The 15,747-nt window shown below is 44.8% G+C and carries 11 protein-coding genes; 5 read left to right on the top strand and 6 right to left on the bottom strand.

What is annotated here, in order from left to right:
- Positions 1-81: 81 nt before the first annotated feature.
- Positions 82-2,589 (bottom strand): DEAD/DEAH box helicase, encoded by a 2,508-nt coding sequence (locus BKB51_RS01390; RefSeq protein WP_085899303.1) that lies wholly within the window; start codon positions 2,587-2,589, stop codon positions 82-84.
- Positions 2,590-2,986: 397 nt separating this feature from the next.
- On the opposite strand from BKB51_RS01390, the gene BKB51_RS01385 reads away from it, so the two are divergent.
- Positions 2,987-3,346 carry a GFA family protein gene (locus BKB51_RS01385; RefSeq protein ID WP_085899302.1) on the top strand — a complete coding sequence of 120 codons (360 nt, stop codon included), beginning with the start codon at positions 2,987-2,989 and terminating at the stop codon, positions 3,344-3,346.
- A gap of 27 nt (positions 3,347-3,373) precedes the next feature.
- Here the strand turns inward: BKB51_RS01385 and BKB51_RS01380 are convergent, their stop codons facing one another.
- Together BKB51_RS01380 and BKB51_RS01375 are read right to left on the bottom strand one after the other, a co-directional pair.
- The gene (locus BKB51_RS01380; protein WP_085899301.1) at positions 3,374-4,654 is read right to left on the bottom strand and encodes a S1C family serine protease; all 1,281 of its coding nucleotides are present in this window, start codon (positions 4,652-4,654) and stop codon (positions 3,374-3,376) included.
- 80 nt (positions 4,655-4,734) lie between these two features.
- Positions 4,735-6,243, bottom strand: a complete 1,509-nt coding sequence (locus tag BKB51_RS01375; protein ID WP_085899300.1) for a protein adenylyltransferase SelO — start codon at positions 6,241-6,243, stop codon at positions 4,735-4,737.
- Between the two features lie 231 nt (positions 6,244-6,474).
- On the opposite strand from BKB51_RS01375, the gene BKB51_RS01370 reads away from it, so the two are divergent.
- The 4 genes from BKB51_RS01370 (at position 6,475) to BKB51_RS01355 (ending at position 11,063) form a co-directional block, all read left to right on the top strand.
- Positions 6,475-7,815 (top strand): adenylate/guanylate cyclase domain-containing protein, encoded by a 1,341-nt coding sequence (locus tag BKB51_RS01370; RefSeq protein ID WP_085899299.1) that lies wholly within the window; start codon positions 6,475-6,477, stop codon positions 7,813-7,815.
- A 267-nt stretch (positions 7,816-8,082) separates the two neighbouring features.
- The gene (locus BKB51_RS20940; RefSeq protein ID WP_125911756.1) at positions 8,083-10,077 is read left to right on the top strand and encodes a methyl-accepting chemotaxis protein; all 1,995 of its coding nucleotides are present in this window, start codon (positions 8,083-8,085) and stop codon (positions 10,075-10,077) included.
- 197 nt (positions 10,078-10,274) lie between these two features.
- Positions 10,275-10,619 (top strand): ArsR/SmtB family transcription factor, encoded by a 345-nt coding sequence (locus BKB51_RS01360; RefSeq protein WP_085899298.1) that lies wholly within the window; start codon positions 10,275-10,277, stop codon positions 10,617-10,619.
- A 3-nt stretch (positions 10,620-10,622) separates the two neighbouring features.
- The gene (locus BKB51_RS01355) at positions 10,623-11,063 is read left to right on the top strand and encodes an SRPBCC family protein (RefSeq protein ID WP_085899297.1); all 441 of its coding nucleotides are present in this window, start codon (positions 10,623-10,625) and stop codon (positions 11,061-11,063) included.
- 197 nt (positions 11,064-11,260) lie between these two features.
- On the opposite strand, the gene BKB51_RS01350 is transcribed toward BKB51_RS01355, so the two are convergent.
- The 3 genes from BKB51_RS01350 to BKB51_RS01340 all read right to left on the bottom strand — a co-directional run bounded on the left by BKB51_RS01350 (position 11,261) and on the right by BKB51_RS01340 (position 15,709).
- Positions 11,261-13,174: an ATP-binding protein gene (locus BKB51_RS01350; RefSeq protein WP_085899296.1), complete on the bottom strand. Its 1,914-nt coding sequence runs from the start codon at positions 13,172-13,174 to the stop codon at positions 11,261-11,263.
- A gap of 9 nt (positions 13,175-13,183) precedes the next feature.
- The gene (locus tag BKB51_RS01345) at positions 13,184-14,254 is read right to left on the bottom strand and encodes an ABC transporter substrate-binding protein (RefSeq protein WP_125911755.1); all 1,071 of its coding nucleotides are present in this window, start codon (positions 14,252-14,254) and stop codon (positions 13,184-13,186) included.
- Positions 14,255-14,422: 168 nt separating this feature from the next.
- Positions 14,423-15,709, bottom strand: a complete 1,287-nt coding sequence (locus tag BKB51_RS01340; protein WP_198946595.1) for a DUF1835 domain-containing protein — start codon at positions 15,707-15,709, stop codon at positions 14,423-14,425.
- Between the last annotated feature and the right edge of the window lie 38 nt (positions 15,710-15,747).

The raw sequence follows: 15,747 nt of genomic DNA, 5'->3' as shown, positions 1-15,747 counted from the left end.
TGTAGCTCCTGTATCATGTACGCCAATAAGTACCGAGTGATCTTTCTTTAAACCCCTAATCTTCTTTGGAGCTTTGGATCATCAATCCTTCTTTGGCGATTTTTTCCGTTTCAGTGTCGAGGCGCCTGCTTTATCACCAGCTGGTTTTCCGCCTTTACCTTTGAAAGGTTTCGCACCTGACTTTGGACCTTTGGCGCTATCGCGGAACGGTTTTTTGCCAAATGGCTTTTTGTCACCTTCGCGACGCTTGCTATCCGAACTGTCGTCAAACCAAGGTTTTTTTCCGCTATCATCTTGGGGGCCTTGGAACTTGCCATCAGAACCAAATTTGCCTTTAAACTTGGTTTTAGCTTTGGGATTGTGATCTTTCTTTGCGTAATCCCGCTCACCCGCTTTGCGGTCACCAAATTTCTTTTTGCCGTAAGGTTTATCGCCAAATTTACGATCAGTAGATTTTTCATCCCGATCTTTGGTGTCTTTTCCTTCGGCCGCGCGACGGCTGTATTCTTTACTCCGGTCGCTTCGGTTGAAGTTATCGCGAAACGGTTTTTGCTTATGTTTTTTGCTTTCTCTGGGCTGGCGGTGGTATCCGGGACCGTCTTTATCATCCAGCGTATCTTCGGGCAGATCAGGAATACCTTCCAGACGTTTAACGGTAATGGTTTTTTCAATCCGGTTGCTACCGCCAATGGTCTCAAAGAACTTTTCCGCGCCTTTAGGGGTAAGCTCGACATGGGTTTCGGCCATGTGAATGCGGATAGCACCGATTTCCTTTTTGGTGATGCACCCTGCACGACAAACCATTGGCAACAACCATTTAGGGTCTGCTGTATGCTTGCGCCCGACGGTCATGGAAATCCAGACACCGTCTTCGAAATCTACCCGCTCTTTACGGGTTCCAGGGGCGTTATTGCGTCTGCCGCCGTTGCCGTATTCGTACCCTTCGTCGCGATCACGACCTCTGTCCCGATCGCTGCCGCCACGATCTCTGCCACCTCTGTCGCGATCTCTTTCTCGTGATGGTCTTTCCGGGCGGTCGATTAGCTCTTCCGGCGCGGGACGTCCTGCGCTTTGTGTCCGAATTAACGCAGCAGCAATCTGTTCTGCGCCGTGCTTTTCGATTAACTCTTTGATGAAAGCCTGTTCTTCTTCTTTTATAGGCTCGATCAGTGTTGGGTTGGCAAGGAAGCGCTCACGATCTCGTTGCAAAATTTCTTCAACAGATGGCGGCTTGGCCCAGGTTGCTTGAACCTTGGCACTTTCCAATAGCCGTTCCGTGCGTTTACGCCAGTTAAAGGGCACAACAAGGGCAGAAACACCCTTACGGCCTGCACGGCCTGTTCTGCCGGACCTGTGAAGCAGTGGTTCGCGGCTTTTGGGAATATCGGCATGAACAACGAGTTCCAGATCTGGTAGATCAATACCACGGGCGGCAACGTCTGTAGCAATGCAGACTTGTGCCCGCCCATCACGCAGGGCTTGAATCGCATGGCTACGAAGGTTTTGACTTAACTCACCGGACAGAGCCACGACTGAAAAGCCGCGATTGGAAAAGCGGCTGGTCATGTGGTTTACCGTTGCACGGGTCGCACAGAAAACAATCGCATTCTTTGGCTCATAATATCGAACCAGATTGATGATCGCATTTTCCTTGTCGTTAGGAGCAACGGTCAAGGCGCGGTATTCAATATCGCTGTGCTGTTTTTCTTCGGCTTTGGTGCTGATCCGAACTGCATTACGCTGATAACGCTTGGCTAGCATGGCAATAGAGCGCGGTACAGTCGCCGAGAACATCAGCGTGCGACGTTCTTTTGGTGTGGTATCCAGCATATATTCCAGATCATCCCGGAAGCCGAGATCAAGCATTTCATCCGCTTCATCTAGAACAACGGCCCTCAAGGCACTAATGTTCAGGGAACCGCGTTCAATATGGTCCCGAAGACGCCCGGGCGTACCAACAACAATATGCGCACCACGTTCCAACGCACGACGTTCACTGCGCATATCCATACCACCAACGCAGGTGGCTGTACGCGCGCCTGTATCGCCATAGAGCCATTCCAGCTCTCGCATGACCTGTAGGGCAAGTTCACGGGTTGGGGTGATGATCAGGGCAAAGGGCGCATCGGCGCGTTTGAAGTGATCTTGTCCTTCCAACAATGTCGGGGCGAGGGCAATACCAAAAGCAACGGTTTTACCGGAACCTGTTTGCGCAGAAACCAACGCATCCGCATCGGCTAGTTCTGGATCAAGAACGGCTTTTTGAACAGGGGTCAGTTTGGCATAGCCTTTTTGGGCCAAGGCTTTTGCCAAGGGTGCAGCTACGCCTTCAAAGGGATCAGCTTGTTCTGGTTCAGCGTCTGGTTCAGCGTTTGCGGCGGTGTCAGTGTTGGCCTCTGAGTCAGAAGTGGTTTCTGCATCCGCGTCAGTATCTGCATCATGCGTTTCGTCTTGTTCATCCTGTGGTGAAACGTCAGGATTTTTTTCTTCAGTACTGGTTTCTACAGGCGTATCAACGGAGGTATCTTCTGCGATGTTTTCTGTAACGTCTTTTGGAGTGTCGTTGACGGGCTTATCCGAATTGGACATCTTTTATCTTTCTGATTATTTAGCCGTAATATCCCATATGGATATTCTGGGCAATTTTCTGGCTGCGCGGCAAGGGCCATCAATTAGGATGGCTAACGAACAGGCGCGGCAGGTGTAACGTGAATGGGGACCTCAATTTCTTCATTCGTCGGGTCCACCGTACATACTTTATCGTAAAATACTTGAAAGCTGGCGTCCTTGTACGTTGTGCAGCCAAGAAAGTAAAGCACACAGAGGTTAAACAATTCCCTCTGCTCTGTTGAATAATATTGATTTTAGTTTTCAGGATGAATTCGCTTGAAAAATTGAGTACTCTCGCAGGAACAAATCATAAAATGCACAAAATAAATTACAATCCGTATTAAAACAGCCAACGTCAAAACAGGGGGGGAAGACAGTGGAAGCAACATGCCATTGCAAAGCGGTTCGACTGACCATCAAGCAAAAACCGGAATTTCTTTTAAGTTGTAACTGCTCTATCTGTAATCGTTACGGGGCACTCTGGACCTACTCAACCCCGGATCAAATCAAGGTTGAATGTTCTGGTAACGAGACTAAAGCCTATAAACATGGCGATGAAACAATTGCCTTCCATCACTGCGAAAATTGCGGTTGTGTCACGCACTGGATCGGTACGGACAAATACCCCGAGCCTCGTATGGCAATTAACGCACGCCTGTTCGACCGTAGCGATATCGAAGGCATTAAAATCCGTAAATTCGACGGGGCAGACACCTGGAGCTTTATTGATGAGTGAAACGAATTTTGAAGTATTTGAATGCGTTTAAGTTTTTATATCTTCAAGCTTAACACCAAGGAATTTCAGAGCGTCTTTAATCGGGATGAACAGGTTTACCCCGACTTGAGAGCCTCCCCGTTGGTAACCAGCGGTGGAGATTCCTATTACGGACCCAGATTCATTAATAAGTGGGCCGCCACTATTCCCGGGATTAATCGCCACATCAGACTGTAGCCACTCATAACCATCTAAGGTACGTATAGAACTGATGATACCTTTTGTAACGCTGCCTGACAGACTTTCATCCAAAGGTGAGCCTATTGCATAAACTGTTTGAGCCAAAGCCGGTTTCTCTGTGTCTAGGTGAAGAGGCAACAATCTGACATGATTTAGTTTTAATAAAGCAACATCACGTGCTTTATCTGAACTCAAAACGTCGGCGTCGATTTTTATGCCATTGTTTGTTATCAATGTCGCGTGTTTTGCTTGGCCGATAACATGTGAATTTGTTAAAACGTAATTTCCATCGCCTATGACAAAGCCAGATCCATGCCCAACTGAGGTTCTTATTGTAACTGTTGAATTAGTTACAGTATTAACGGGGTTCAGGGCTGATTGGTTTTTGATGTTACTATTGGGAATGGTTGTTGTAATGGCTACTTGCTTACTTGAAGGGCTATTCTTATTTCGTTCAGCCAAGGAAAGAAACTTTTGAGTGGCGATCAAATTGTTAACAGCAGAGGCAAAAGAACTATTTAATAGCTCATACTCTACCCCTGAGGTCATCGTTCCAACCTCTGCTGAACCTGAGGATGAAAGTTCTCCGATTATCTCTTTTCTTGCCGGGTTATAAATCTGCCAATCGACGTCAATTCGCATTGACCCTTTTGCATCGGTGAAGTTGCCAAATCCTGTCATGGGATAGCAAACAGCACTTTCTATTTGTGAGATTTTCGCAGCGACAAGTATTTCTGCTCCCGAAACATCGTATCCTGAGAACAAGTCATCTGTTGACCCAACCACGGGCCAACCATTAAGTTCTAGTTCGTCTTTGAAAACATCAACGAGTTCTTCGGTGGATAGATTGACCTTTCCACCTGACTTCCAGTTAATTTTCCCTTGATCAATACAAAACGCTCCAAATTGGATAGCTCCAATTTCAGCCCCTCTTTTAATCTTGGCAACCACTTTTGTGATCGCGATTGGTTTTAATTCATCTTGATTGGATATTTCAATTGCTGGTTTATGCGCAACTTGGTTAACGGTAGTTTGACATCCAGTAAAAGTAAATAAAGACGCTACTGATAAAATTAACAAGTTTCGCATTTACCTAATCCCCCAATTTAAATGCACAGTTTAAAACTGTTTTAATTTAGGATTTAAAGTTATGCAACAATTAGGTGTGTTTAAGTCCCGCAAAAAGTAGCATGGACAACTTCTTCGGGCTTGGGAGACTCTTCGTAATGAGCATTATCAGGTTGTTCGTTGAAAGGATCTGACAGAACGCTGTGGAGCTGCTCAAAAGGCCCATAGTCACCTGCAACAGCAGCTTGGATCATGGCTTCGACCTGATGATTTCGAGGGATAAAGATCGGGTTTGATGTGCGCATGATCTCAAAGCGTTCCTTGGTCGGCGTTGTTTCCTGATCCGGTCGGGCTTGCCATTGGGGAAGCCAGTTGGTTAGTGCTTCGGGATCTTTGAACAGGTTTTGTAGTTTTTCTTTATGATTTTCCTCACCTTGACCTTGATCCAAGGCTGACTGGGCGTAGCCCGTGAGATGGCGGAAGAAGAGGGTGAAATCGACTTCGTTATCTGACAAGAGTTTTAGAGTGTCGCCAATAAAATCCGGGTCACCTTGCTGTAAGGTTACAAGGCCGAGTTTTTTGCCAAATCCTTCGAAGTAATAATCGCTGAAAATACCCTGAAATTCATCAATGGTTTCCTGGCCGATACCAACCGCGATTTGAGCATCTTCGTGTAAAATCGGTAGCAGGGACTGAGCAAACTGGGAAAGGTTCCAGTGTGCCATACCGGGTTGTTTTGCCCAGGCATAACGGCCTGCGTGATCAATCGAGCTAAAAACAGTGCCAGGGTGGTAAGTATCCATAAAGGCACAGGGGCCAAAGTCGATGGTTTCGCCCGCTATGGACATATTATCCGTATTCATGACGCCGTGGATAAAGCCAACCTGCATCCACTTGGCAATCAATCTGGCCTGTCTTTCCATGACCATTTCAATCAGCGCGCGATATGGGGTTTGTGCCTGTTTGGCATCGGGATAATGACGTTCTATGACATAGTTTGCCAGCGTGCGCAGGGCGTCTTTGTCTCCGCGGGAATAGTGATATTGAAAGGTGCCGACACGGATATGGCTTTGGGCAACCCGGGTGATAATGGCGCCGGGCAAAGGGCCTTCTTCGCGGAGGACCTTGTTGCCCGTTTCAACCGCGGCCAGTGCCCGTGTTGTCGGAATATTCAAGGCTGCCATGGCTTCACTGATGATATATTCACGCAGGACAGGCCCCAGCCACGCACGACCATCACCGCCACGGGAATAGGGGGTGCGCCCCGAACCCTTGAGGTGAATATCGCGGCGGATACCATCGGTTCCAATGGTTTCGCCGAGCAAAATCGCGCGTCCGTCACCCAGACGAGGTGACCATCCCCCAAATTGATGCCCAGCATAAACCATGGCCAGTGGTGATGCGCCATCGGGGACATTATTCCCGGCAAGTATCTGAACACCGTCATCGGATTTCAATTCAGCAGGATCAATTCCCATAAGCCTTGCAAGCTTTTCATTCACCTTAATCAGCTTGGGGGCCGTTACAGGCACAGGATCTTGCCGTGTGTAAAACTGATCAGGCAGTTCGGCAAAGCTGTTATCAAAGGGAATGTTTAAAGTTGAGGTCATATGGGCCAGCTTGGTTGTATGAATTAATGTTCTCAATAGTTAGGGATTATGATGCGGATGAACAATGAAAAAGCGCCGTTCTCTGACACCAAATCCAATAGAAAACAAAAAATGCTTACCTCCGATTAGGAAGTTCGTTCTAAACTGCAGAATGATTGAAGGCATGCATTGTGCCAAAACAAATCAACAGCTTTCAAGGTTTAAGCAAGTCTTGAGTGAGGAAAATTCAGTTTGTCACAAAGCAAATATCACAATCCCGATCTGGCATCAGACTTGGATCAAACTTTTAATCAAGCTCAAAGTGCAGGGTTAAAACTTGCTATTGCAGGGCGAACGATTGCGCTTTTGATTTTAGGTATTTGGCTTGTTTTGTCCCGATTGGCTTTACCTGGTGTTTCTCTAAAGTTTGGCATACTTGTTCTGCTGCTTATTTTTCTGGGGTTGTTGCATTATCGTATCATTGGGACACGATGGGATAAGTTTTGGGTTAAATATCTTTTTGTTGCTATTGATGTTGCTATTCTCTCGATCTTGATTGCAACTCAACCGCTCTACCAAACCGCGGATTTGCCTCAAGTAATGATTTTCCGCAGTCCCCTGCTTACCTATTATTTTATAATTCTTGCCGTTGCGGCCTTTAGCTTTTCGCCCAGGCTTGTTTTATGGGCCGGAGGCATTGGCGCCGCTGGATGGCTTAGTGCCTATGCTTGGGTGGTGCACAAGGATGGCGATGTTCTTGACTGGGGGCATGTTCCCAGAAATCCGACAGCTGAAGACGCGATAAAGGTCATTCTGGACCCTATGTTTGGTGGCACGGGCAGTCGTATTCAAGAAGCGATCATACTGGTGGTGGTTGCTGTTTTGATCGCGATTGTAATGAAGAGAGCTCAAAATACCTTGAGAGATAAGTTGATGGCAGAACGTGATCGACAGTCCATTACGGGGATATTCGGGCGGTTTGTACCGGAACCTATTGTCGAAGCGATGATTAACGATCAAGGACTTCTTGCCCCGCTGGAGAGAGAGGCAACTATTCTCTTTGCCGATGTTGTTGGCTTTACAAGCCTGACAGAGCGTCTGGGTCCAACAAAAACAGTTGATGTTCTTAATAGTTATTTTGACGAAATGACGAATGTCATCATGGAAAATGGTGGTATTGTTGCGACCTTCCACGGCGATGCGATTCTTGCGATTTTTAATGTGCCGCTTGAGGATAACAAGCACGCGGAACATGCGTTAAAGGCAGCGCAGGCGATGTTGTTACGTGTGGATGAGGATTACTTTGCCGGAGAGAAGCTTTCAATTCGTATCGGCATTAATACCGGATCTGTTGTCGCAGGTAATGTCGGTGGAGGTGGTCGCCAAAGCTATACCGTTTACGGAGATGCGGTGAACCTGGCGGCCCGTTTGGAAGCTCTGGCAAAAGAAAAAGGCCAGTCTCTTCTGGTGTCCGGCCATACCTATACAAAGTTGGCCCCTTCAAAGTCAGCAATGCAAAACTTATGCTTACACGGCGAGACAACTGTCAGGGGGCAAACTCAACCCGTTGAATTTTATGGGATAGGAGAGTGATGTAATTTAAACAGGATTGATTTGTTTTGTGAACTCGATGGTTTGTTAATGTTATTGATTGAAAATACTATTTTGCTTCGTGTTAAAGATGTCAGCAGGTTTCCTTAAGATATTATGGTAAAGTTCTTTTGTAAGTAAAGGCGATATCAAAAGATGTGTGTGCAATCAGACCTAAAGATTTAATGAGTCTGCTGATGCTATATGTATGGTCGTTTATGTGTCATTAGGCAAAAGGTCGATTTAGGAGTTTACTCAGAGGATCGATAGATGACGATACGTAATAAACTAATGCTGCTAATTTCAGTTTTATTGAGTGTCACAATTTTGATTGCTGGAACAATCAGTTACTTTCAAACCACTGATCTAGTGTCAAAGCGGCTTTATAACAATGAGTTACCCGCAACTGTTTTGTCTATTCGCAACAATATTGAAAAAAGACTGAACGTTTATTTAACAACGTCGCTGGCGGTTGCTGATAATACTTTTGTTCTGGATTGGTTTGCGCAAGGTGAATCTGTTGAAGGCATTGCCGGGTGGCAAAAATATGCTTCAAGAGTACAGCAGAGAACACAGGCATTTAATGTTTCGCTCGTATCGAATGTTTCTCGTAAATATTATGATCAGAACGGCTATAATGAAGGGGCAAGCGGGGCTATTAAATTTTGGTTTGATGCTTTTATTGAGAGTAACCAACCTTATGAAATGGTTTTGGATAAGAACGAAACCACTGGCAATAAGTGGAAAATGTTCACAAATGTCCGGGTTGATGTTAACGGCAAACTGGCTTCTGTAGGTCTTGGTGTCGGAGCAGAAGAATTGGCCAAAGACATTGCGAATATCAAAGTGGGAAAATCTGGGTTTGTTTATCTGACAACAGTTGACGGTATGATCAAGCTGCATCGTGATGCTGAACTGATCGGAAATCAAAATATTACAAAAGCCATTGGCATATCGGATGTTGCCGAAACGTTATTAAAAGTTTCTTCAGAAGCAAATGAAGATGCTGTTAATTTTGCAAGCTACAACGGAAACAATGGTGATATGATTGTAGGTGCTTCTTGGATACCTTCTATTCAATCATTTGTTATTATTGAAGTTCCCGCCGTTGAAATTTTTGGCGACATTACTGATTCCATGGCAAAAATTGCATTGATTGTGATGGTTATATTAGCAGGTGCTGTTTTTGTTGTTTTTCTTATAGCCCGTCAAATTTCGTCCCCGATCAATAAAATTACTGCGGTTGTCGGTCAGTTAACTCAGGGTAATACGGATGTTGAGGTACCCGCGCAGGACGGCAAAGATGAAATAGGGGCGATTGCCCGTGCTGTGGAAGTTTTCAGACTTGGTATTATTCAAAATACCAAACTTGAAAATGAGCAAAAAGGGGCGGAGAAACGAAATCAGGATGAAAAGCGCAAGCTTATGACGCAAATGGCAGAGGATTTTGAAAGCAGTGTTGGGTCTGTTGTTGATTTTGTCTCTAATGCGGCTTCAGAGCTTAAGCAAACAGCGCAATCTATGTCTGCTATATCAGAGGAAACGCGAGCGCAGGCTTCGACAGTTGCTTCAGCTTCAAATGAAGCATCTTCCAATGTTCAAACCGTTGCCGCTGCGACGGAAGAGTTAACGGCATCCAGTAATGAAATTAGCCAGCAGGTCTCTCAGTCTGCGACTGTCGCTCGTGAAGCGGTTAATCAGGCAACACATTCAAAAAATAATATTAATGAGCTTATTAAAGCTGCTGAAAAAATAGGAGAAGTGATAAGTTTAATTACTGATATCGCTGAACAAACTAACCTCTTGGCGCTTAACGCAACGATCGAAGCCGCGAGGGCAGGAGATGCAGGCAAGGGCTTTGCCGTTGTCGCAAGCGAAGTCAAGAATTTGGCTAACCAGACTGGGAAAGCAACTGAGGAGATACGCGGACAAGTGGAGGGTATCCAGTCTTCTACCCGGCTTGCAGCTGGCTCTATTGATAGTATCAGTGAAACTATTCAGCAAATCGACCAAATTGCTGCTTCAGTGGCCGCGGCAGTTGAGGAGCAAACAGCAGCGACGCAGGAAATTGCCAGAAATGTTGATCAAGCTGCTGCGGGAACTCAGGAAGTCTCTTCAAATATTAGTGGTGTTACAGAGGCTTCTGGTGAGGTCGGAAAAGTTTCAAATCAAGTTTTATCAGCCGCCGATGAATTAGGTAAAAATTCGGATCAATTGAAGCAAGAGGTCGAAAAATTCTTGCTTCAAATCAGAACGGCTTCATAAACAAAAGTAAACAATTAGTTCGTTTGCTCATTAATAGAAACCAAAACCGCCAACAGGAATTATCTCTGTTGGCGGTTTTGGTTTTTTTGCGAAGGTGAGAACTCTTGTTAATGACATGAGTGGTTTTTGTATCTTGACATGATACCAAAAGGTATTGTATAAAATGATACCATAAGGTACTATGTTGAGGTGTGATTATGCACATACAAGAAACATTCAGGGCGCTTGCAGATCCGACACGGCGCGAAATCTTGATGCATCTAAGTCGACAGGAGATGACGATCGGTGAGGTGACAGAGAGGTTTGAAATCACCCGTGCGGCGGTAAAAAAGCATTTGAACATTCTGGAAGAGGGACAGCTGATTTCAGTTCATGTTCAAGGGCGTGAGCGGATCAATAGACTGGAAGCACAAGGGTTATCTGCCGTTTCTGACTGGATCGGTTATTTTGATCAGTTCTGGGATCAACGTCTGGGAGCGTTGAAAACAGCTGTGGAGGATGCGGAAAAGACAAAACGAAAATCTATTAAGGGAAGGATATAGATAATGACGACATCAACAATAACAAAGACTGTTTTTTTCAACGCAACCCGGGAAACCGTGTGGTCTTTTCTAACCGAGCGGGACAAAATCGGCCTTTGGTTCCACCCACCTAAAGAAGATTTGGCCGATGGCGAGGACTATGAGCTGATTTTAACCCGAGACAACGGCGAAAAGGCGAAGGTTTGCTGGGGGAGTGTTTTGGAGATGCACCGTCCTGAAAAGATGGTGTGGTCCTTTACGGTAAATCCTTTGAATGGTTCATTAACAACGGTCACCTGGGTGTTGGAGGAAGTTCTTTGTGGAACCCGGTTAACGCTTAAACACGAAGGTGTTGAAGCTGCGGCTGGAGAAGCAGCTATGGATATGATCTTGTCGCTGGATGCAGGCTGGGATGAACACTTTGCTTCTCTGCGAAAAGTTTTATCCAAGAAGGATACAATGTGAATTTGTCGTTTTGATTTTCATAGCTCATGTAACTTTATCCTCATAGACATTTTGAGTGCTCTTTATCTCGGTAACATGTATTGCAGATAAGAGAGCACTCTCTATTCTAATTTCGGTGTAAAGCTTACACTTGTATTAAAGAGTTTTTTTCTCAGACCTATTTGTTCTGAAATCTATGTGTTTAGGAACTGTGTTTTCTAAGCCGCACTTGCTGATCTTTCATGAACAAGGCGCTTTAGGGTCTTTAACAGGTCATCCATATTCAAGGGCTTTGAACAGGTCGCGTTCATACCACTTGCAATGTATTCTTTTAGATTGCTGGTTTCGATATCTGCTGTCAGTGCAATGATGGGAGTGGAAGATTTTGTCGTATCTGAAAGGGACCGTATTTGTTTGGTTGCTTCAACACCGTCCATTTCCGGCATATGGATATCCATGAGAATGATATCATACTCATTGGTCGTTACTTTTTCGACGGCTTCAAAACCGTTGTCTGCGGTATCCACGGTCTGACCACTTTTTTCAAGCAGTGCTTTTGCCATGATCTGGTTAACCTTGATATCTTCGACAAGCAGGAGTTTGAGGTTCCTCAGATCGTGCTCTAGTATTTCTTCTTGCGGGCGATAGAGCGCTTTGGCTTTATCCAGTGTAACTTCAAACCAGAAGGTACTTCCCTTTTCCTCTTCACTATCAACCCCAATCTGACCATCCATAGCCAGTACGAGCTGTTTATTGATCGCGAGGCCTAAACCTGTACCGCCATAGTTTCGTGTTGTTGATACGTCTGCCTGTGAAAAGGCACTAAAGAGTGACGTTTGTTTGGCTTTTGGAATACCAATGCCTTCGTCAGATACTTCGAAGCGTAGTTTTTGAGTGAATTCATCTTCCGATTTTAATGTCACGCCCAGTCTGATGGTGCCATCCGTGGTAAATTTTACTGCATTTGAAAGGAAGTTCATCAGGATCTGTCGCAAGCGAACACTGTCACCAAGAACCCACCTGTGAATATTGTCTGGGAATACAACATCAAGAGTGTTGTTTTTCTCTCTTGCTGCCAGAACCATCATACTACTGGTTTCTTCGATGAGTTCAGCCAAACTCATTGTACTTTTTTCAAGGACGAGTTCACCGGCTTCTATTTTCGAGAAATCCAGAATATCACCAATCAAGTCCATCAAGTGGTTTCCAGAACTGGAGATGGTTTTGATGTAATTTTGGGTTTCCTTGGGAAGGGCCTGAATTTCTTTATTACCCAAGGCGAGGTCTGCATAGCCAAGAATAGAATTTAGCGGTGATCGTAATTCGTGGCTCATATGGGCCAAAAACATGGATTTAGCTTTGTTTGCAACCTGCACTTCTTCGATTTTGTTTTTAATTGCTTCGGACATGCCCTCCATATCACGGGCCAAATCGCCGAGCTCGTCATTTGAGGTTATATCAATATGGTCAACGGGTTCTTGCCTGGAAATTTGCGCTGCGGCTTCTTGTAGATGATTAATGGGTTGGATGAGAAGACGGCGCGTCACAAGGGTGAGCAAGCCCCCCATTAAAAGGATGGAAATGAGGGATACGCCAATTGTTACCAGCTGGATGATGGAAACCTGTTTGGTGACCTCTGCTTCGGGGCGGGAGACAAAAATGACCCAATTCCAGTCCGGTTTACTGAAAGCAGCGGATGCATATAAAGTATTAATGTTGTCCTTGGCTTGAAAAGATCCAAAAGTCTGTCCCTGTAAGGATTGAGCGAGAACGCTCCATTCTGCAAGTACACTGGGATCTTTACTGTCACTGCAATAGATAGGGGTACCATCCTGGGCAATAATAAAGTAGCGTCGATTTGTGACAACTGCCAAGTCGTCCAATTCTTTAAAGACTTCATCCTGATAGGATTGTACAAATGCCGGTATATCGGTGAGGCCAGCTTGTTCTAGCAATTCATGACGCGATGAAATTATATGATGTACTGCCTCGTTCAGAAGCAGGTTCATATTTTCTTCTTCACTTTCATAGAGTGCATTTCTGGAGTGCGTATAAGACCAAAACCCAAGAGAGCCAATACAAATTAAAATGATTGGCAACATGGTCAAAAAGTATTTTTGATATAATCTCATGTCAGGTTTCTATCGATAAATGTTTTTGCCAGCGAGCTTTAAAAGAGAAGAGGGGATGACTGTTCCCAATTCAGTGGCTGTTGTTACGTTGATGCTGACTAAGTAACTGTTGGGGCGAGTAACAGGAATATCGCCTGCTTTGGTGCCTTTAAAAATCTGATCGACCATCTGGGCCGCGGCAATCCCGTTTACTTCGGCGTTAGAGACCATCGAGATCATGGCCCCGGATTTCACCGCCGCTGTGTTGTTGGCAAAAACGACCGGGATGTTTTTTTCTTTCAGAGTTTTTAGGAGCTCTGTGTCATTTCCAATGGGACCAGTTGCAAACCAGAGTAAATCGTATTTTGAGCGGTTTTCTTCAATTGTTTTTAACGCGCTGTCCCGTAGTGCTTTTCTATTTTCAGAGCCTGGTTGATATTCAAAATTCAAATCAATGAAGCTCAGTTCATTAACTTGTTTGTCTATTTCGATGAGTTGTGCTGCTTCACTGAGAGCTGAGGGATAGGTTGAATTGACAATTCCTATTCTCAAAGGTGATTTATCCGTTAGTGGCTTTAGGGCTTGCTTGACGACTTCGAGTTTGGCTGCTGGTGGGACAATGTGAGTTTTCCCGGTAATATTGGTGCCTGTTTTCTGGCCAATGGCGCTGACAAAGCCTTCTTGGTCCGGGTAAGAGACAAAAATAAAGACTTGTGGAATTTCCTTGCCCTTGAGAAGGCTATGAGAAGCCCTTGTCGCAAGTGTGGCAATGGACATTACCATGTCGGGTTGTTCGTTCTTTAGTTCGGCTTCCAACAAGCTAAACGCTTTATCAATGTTGCCTTCAGCATTAAGAATGACATATTCAACGTTCGATCCTTCAGTATAGCCCAAGTCAGTCATTCCTTGACGGAACCACTTCGTGGCATCTTGCAGAACCGGAACAGCCATTGTTTCCAAAACAATAATTCTTTTTGATGATTGAGCTGTGGCCTGTGTAACCACACTAAAGCTGAGCACAAAAGCAAGCAGAACGTATATGGCAACGACCAGTTTGATAAACCGGTGACTTCCTTTAGTAATGCGAGCTGAAAGTGGCAAAGCTGAAACCTCATAGTATCTTTTATTGATTAGCAAGTTGAATTGTTTCAGAGAAGGCCTATCTTCTTGTGACAATAAAACTTACAGTTATTCCTCTTTTACAATGATATCGGTTAACAATGGGCTAATATCGTCAGAGGTTTCAGCTTTAATAGACGTGATAGAATATTATGTCTTTTGGGTAATATCTGGGTTGATTTTTATGCCTCCGACCCACCTGGCATCAGGTATGAAATCTTTATAGTTCAGTTTTCCTGATAGAAGCTCTTGTCCAGCTTGTGTGATGCTAATTAGGCGTTCTGGCCAGGGGAGAGGCGTATCTGCCGCTTCGTCATTAATAAGTGCTGTTTTTGATTTTTTAAGTTGGCTCAATTCATACCAGTACATCAGGTCGCCAAGGTAAGGGAGGGGCTCATATTCGCGCATTAAGGTTGCAAATAGTTCTTTGCCTTTCAAAGGGCCTTTATCTGCGAGGATACCTAGGGTCAATTCCTGTGTAAGACCCAGACCGTTTTTATCCGAGGGCAGTTCTTTTAAATGTCGTTTTAAGGCATTTGCCATTAAGGGGAGTTCTGGTGTGCCTGTCTCAATGATTCTTTCAAGATCGTGAGGTGTTTCTTGTTTTAGAGCGCCCCATATGCTTTCACCCAGCGTGAGTTGTTCGTCTGTTATTGGTGCACGCTGGTTTTCCCATAGCCATATCAACATTTCCGGGGCAAGCTGTCCTAGACCAACAAAATCAGGAACGCCGGGAACACTATCGATACAAATGATCTCTAGCTTTGGGCGGGAGACAAGTGAGGAAAAATGGTCGAGCAAAAAGGCAAGAATAAGCTGATCGTAGCTATCGTGCTCGAACCATAAAATAACCCGTTCATAATCCCAAAGCTTTTCCAGCTTCTCATAAGCAATTTTTTGATTGGCTGTAATTTCTTTTAAGGGAATGCCGTAAGCCGTAGATATAAACTCAGTCCTCGTTTTTAGAAAATCCAGCTTGCTTCCTTTAGGGATCGGACCTTGGCAAAAAGGATCGTTAAACTCGTGAAACTCCCCGATAAACCCGGCGACTTTTAGGCTATGTTTAATATCTGATCCACAGCGGATATGAAGAGTATCTTTATTATCAAGCTCTGGAATATGTCCTGAATTAATTTGGTTTTGCTTTATTTTAAGCTGATCACAATGGGCTTTTAATTTGAGCCAGGATGAAAAGCCATTTTCGCGGGCGACACATAATTGGCAATCAGAAAGTGTTATATTGCTTGAATCTATCGGCCTTTTTTCAAACTGGGGATGAAAACGCTTTAGCTTCGTCCTGGCAGTTTGATTTTGATTCTTGAAAGTTTTTAAAAGCTCTTTCGCACGCTTTTTTTGCTGTTCGTAGTTTAGAACACCATGAAACATTGTTCGGGGGGTAGCGGGAGACGCCAGATCTAATTCTGGTGTATTATTCATACGATTATCCTCTGAATAAGAACCTGTGTCCGCCAGTC

Origin of the sequence: Kiloniella majae (genome assembly GCF_002118315.1) — a bacterium.
GTDB classification, from domain to species: domain Bacteria; phylum Pseudomonadota; class Alphaproteobacteria; order Kiloniellales; family Kiloniellaceae; genus Kiloniella; species Kiloniella majae.
The sequence above is the reverse complement of the archived record's forward strand: the minus strand, read 5'-3'. Positions and strand labels throughout refer to the sequence as shown.

What these genes read in the sequence shown, in the direction of transcription:
- BKB51_RS01360 (WP_085899298.1), top strand. Translation starts at nt 10,275, where the DNA reads ATGCACATACAAGAAACATTCAGGGCGCTTGCAGATCCGACACGGCGC.
- BKB51_RS01380 (WP_085899301.1), bottom strand. Translation starts at nt 4,654, where the DNA reads ATGCGAAACTTGTTAATTTTATCAGTAGCGTCTTTATTTACTTTTACT.
- BKB51_RS01355 (WP_085899297.1), top strand. Translation starts at nt 10,623, where the DNA reads ATGACGACATCAACAATAACAAAGACTGTTTTTTTCAACGCAACCCGG.
- BKB51_RS01340 (WP_198946595.1), bottom strand. Translation starts at nt 15,709, where the DNA reads ATGAATAATACACCAGAATTAGATCTGGCGTCTCCCGCTACCCCCCGA.
- BKB51_RS01375 (WP_085899300.1), bottom strand. Translation starts at nt 6,243, where the DNA reads ATGACCTCAACTTTAAACATTCCCTTTGATAACAGCTTTGCCGAACTG.
- BKB51_RS01390 (WP_085899303.1), bottom strand. Translation starts at nt 2,589, where the DNA reads ATGTCCAATTCGGATAAGCCCGTCAACGACACTCCAAAAGACGTTACA.
- BKB51_RS01350 (WP_085899296.1), bottom strand. Translation starts at nt 13,174, where the DNA reads ATGAGATTATATCAAAAATACTTTTTGACCATGTTGCCAATCATTTTA.
- BKB51_RS20940 (WP_125911756.1), top strand. Translation starts at nt 8,083, where the DNA reads ATGACGATACGTAATAAACTAATGCTGCTAATTTCAGTTTTATTGAGT.